The sequence below is a fragment of the Psychrobacter sp. genome (assembly GCF_036731945.1).
Lineage (GTDB): Bacteria > Pseudomonadota > Gammaproteobacteria > Pseudomonadales > Moraxellaceae > Psychrobacter.
In genome coordinates this window covers 22,066-25,669 of sequence record NZ_DAINDI010000046.1, presented here as the reverse complement: position 1 = coordinate 25,669, position 3,604 = coordinate 22,066, and the positions used below count along the sequence as shown (strand labels likewise).

Below are 3,604 nucleotides of genomic sequence, written 5' to 3'. Positions count from 1 at the left end.
ATGCTAATAATTCATTGTTAGTATCTCTGTTTTCCCAAAGTCCTATAATTTTTTTAGAGGTTGGCTTTACAACAGGTTTGTTTTTCGAAAAATCAAAGGACTCATTTTGATCTATAATGCCATCCTGATTTTTATCGATGTCGAGTGTAAGTTTGTCATTAGATGTCTTAAGGTAGCGTTCAAGAGATTCTGAAAATCCTGATATACCATTATCATCAAATATTTGATAGGTTTCTAATCGTCCAGAATTATCGTCAACGGTATAATCACCCCACTCCATACCGTTTTCTAGATTATCTAATGATTTCTCAGCATCAACTTTAAGCTGAATATAAGTACCATCTTCAAAAAAAGCTACTGAATCTAGCTCTTCGTCTGTTTCTTCACCTCTCCAAATCCCTAAATATCCGTCATTTTTCGCTTTTGAAAAACTGAAAGATTCATTACTATCTATAACGCCATTATTATTCTCATCAATCTGAATGGTAAGTACTCCTTCAGATACTGAAATATACTGAGTTAGGTTTTCTGACAGACCATTTTCACCATTATCATCAAAAACTTGATTAACCTTCAGTGCTCCTGTTTTATTATCTATAGTATATTTTCCCCACTCCATTCCATCATCTGTATCGTCTTCTGACTGGATTGTAAATGCTCGTCTTAATAAAGGTTCAGGCCTGTTTTCTACCTCTACATGAATATAAGAGCCATCTTCGAAGAAAGCTAGAGCCAAAAGATCACTTTCGGAATCATTACTAGTCCAAAGTCCTGTAACTTCAGATGTAATATCAGGTTGTTGTTGAGGTGGTTGATAGGAATCTGAGTCATCACCACAGCCTTGTATTAAGAATGCTGTTGATAGTGCTAGAAGTGCTAGTTTGAATGGCTTCATTTTTATCTCTCCTTGAATGAAAAATGTAAAAGCTCACTTGTTTTAAAGGCAACGTCCTTGTCCCTCCTTAACCCTATCAATATATACTTATTAGGATTTATAAATAGCGTTAAGTGAATATATCAAATATTTTCAGTCAATCCAACTAGAAAAAACTATTATTTTTAACTGAGGAAATAAAAAAATAAGTTAAAACTTAGGTTTTAAAATTTAAATAAGAGTAAAGCTATAAATGATATTAAGGACTACTAAGTCTTTAGACAATTGAACATAACTATAAGATTTTATTGAACAATAAAGGTAATTAAAAATGAGACAAAGCCAGTATTAATAGGTGTAAAAAAGACATAATAAAAAACCGCGTCTTCTTTTACATTTTTAGTAAATGAAGACGCGGTTCTTTTATATTTTATAAAAATACGAGAGGTTTAAGTGGCTCAGCTAAGCCATTATTAGAGGCACCAACCCTACAAATTCGGATTTAACCACTTCTCGGCCGTTTTCATATCCCAACCTTTACGCTCAGCATAGCTCTCTAACTGATCGGTACTGATTTTACCGACATTAAAGTATTCACTATCGGGATGCGAGTAGTAAAAGCCACTGACCGATGACGCAGGCCACATCGCATAGCTTTCGGTTAATATCGTACCGATAGCCTCGCCCGTACCAATCCACTCAAACAGTTTGCCTTTTTCGGTATGCTCAGGGCAAGCAGGATAGCCGGGTGCTGGACGAATACCGACGTATTTTTCTTTAATCATCTCATCATTGGTTAGATTTTCGTCAGCCTGATAACCCCAGTACTCTTTACGAATCAGCTCATGCAAATGCTCGGCAAAGGCTTCGGCTAAGCGGTCAGATAAGGCTTGGGACATGATAGCATTATAGTCGTCGCCCGCTGCTTTGTGCTGTTCAGCAAGCGCCTCTGTGCCCACGATAGAGACGGTAAAACCGCCAAGATAATCGGTATGCGCATCTGATGGCGAAATGAAGTCCGCTAAGCTAAAGTTTGGCTTGCCGCTGGCTTTATCTGACTGTTGACGCAAATGCTCAAATTGATATTCTGCTGTGCCGCCCTCAGTCGGTGCTTTATCATAGACAGTAACGGTATCCGCGCCAGTGCGGCGAGCGGGCATGAGCTTAAACACGCCTTTGGCAACGATTAACTTCTCATCAATCATCTTTTGCATCAAGTCATTGGCATTATCAAACAAATCGCGCGCCGCTTCACCAACCACCTCATCTTGCAAGATTTTTGGATATTTACCCGCGAGTCCCCAAGAGATAAAGAACGGTGTCCAGTCGATATAAGGCAATATATTGGTAATCGGGTAATCATCGAGTATAACTTGACCAAGTTTATTTGGCACTGGCGGTACATAGTTGTCCCAATCGTACTGAAAACCAAGCTCTATCGACTCAGCATAAGATATTTTTGCTGCTTTCGGCTGACGCTTAGCAAGGCGCTCGCGTACTTTGATGTACTCTTCACGCGTCTCATCGATGAGACCTTGACGGTGCTCTTTTGACAGCAGCTTGGTCACCACGCCTACTGAGCGTGAAGCGTCTGATACATAAATAACCGCATCGTTTTGGTATTGAGGCTCTACTTTAACCGCCGTATGCGCTTTAGAAGTCGTTGCCCCGCCAATCATCAAGGGCAAAGTCATGCCGCGTTCTTGCATTTGCTTGGCAACATAGACCATCTCATCGAGACTTGGGGTGATCAGACCTGACAAACCGATGATATCGACTTCTTCTGCAAGCGCGGTATCGAGGATTTTTTCACAGGGCACCATCACGCCAAGATCGAGGATTTCATAGCCGTTACAGCCAAGGACCACGCCGACGATGTTTTTACCGATATCATGGACGTCACCTTTGACCGTCGCCATAAGGATTTTACCTTTCTTTTCACCCTCGACTTTTTCCGCTTCGATGTATGGGTTCAGCCAAGCGACCGACTGTTTCATGACGCGGGCAGATTTTACCACTTGCGGTAAGAACATTTTACCAGCGCCAAATAAGTCGCCGACGATATTCATGCCATCCATTAATGGCCCTTCGATGACTTCTAGTGGCTTGGGGTATTTCTCCCACGCCTCTTTGGTATCGGCATCGATAAAGGTCGTGATACCTTTTACTAGTGCATGGGCAATGCGCTCTTCGACCGTGCCTTCGCGCCATGACATATCGACGGTACTGTCTTTTTTCTTACCGCCGTCTTGATAACTCTCAGCGAAGGTCATCAAGCGTTCGGTCGCCTCTTGACCACTATCGCCCTGATTGCGATTGAGCATTACATCTTCGATGGCGTCGCGAGCTTCCTTGGGAATGTCATCATAAACCTCCAGCATAGCTGGATTGACGATACCCATGGTTAAGCCGTTTTGAATTGCATGGTATAGAAAGACTGAATTGATGGCTTCACGAATCGGGTTGCCACGGAAACTAAACGACACGTTCGATACACCGCCCGATACCATCGCATTTGGCAGGTTATCGGTTATCCATTTGGTGGCATTAATAAAGTCAGCGCCGTAATTATTATGCTCGGTAATACCGGTCGCAACCGCAAAGATATTCGGGTCAAAGATGATATCCTCGCTAGGGAAGCCGACTTCATTGACCAAGACATCATAACTGCGCTGACAAATCTCGATTTTGCGCTCATAGGTATCAGCCTGACCGTCTTCATCAAATGCC

The 3,604-nt window shown here is 42.0% G+C and carries 2 protein-coding genes; both read right to left on the bottom strand.

The genetic code is table 11. From position 1 onward, the window contains the following. Nucleotides 1-895 (bottom strand): LptM family lipoprotein (locus tag V7D75_RS10155; RefSeq protein WP_333614464.1); only part of this gene is annotated, 895 nt, incomplete at its 3' end. Between the two features lie 467 nt (nucleotides 896-1,362). Further along, nucleotides 1,363-3,604, bottom strand: a 2,242-nt coding sequence (locus V7D75_RS10150) for a vitamin B12 dependent-methionine synthase activation domain-containing protein (RefSeq protein WP_333614463.1), incomplete at its 5' end; no start/stop codon positions are given.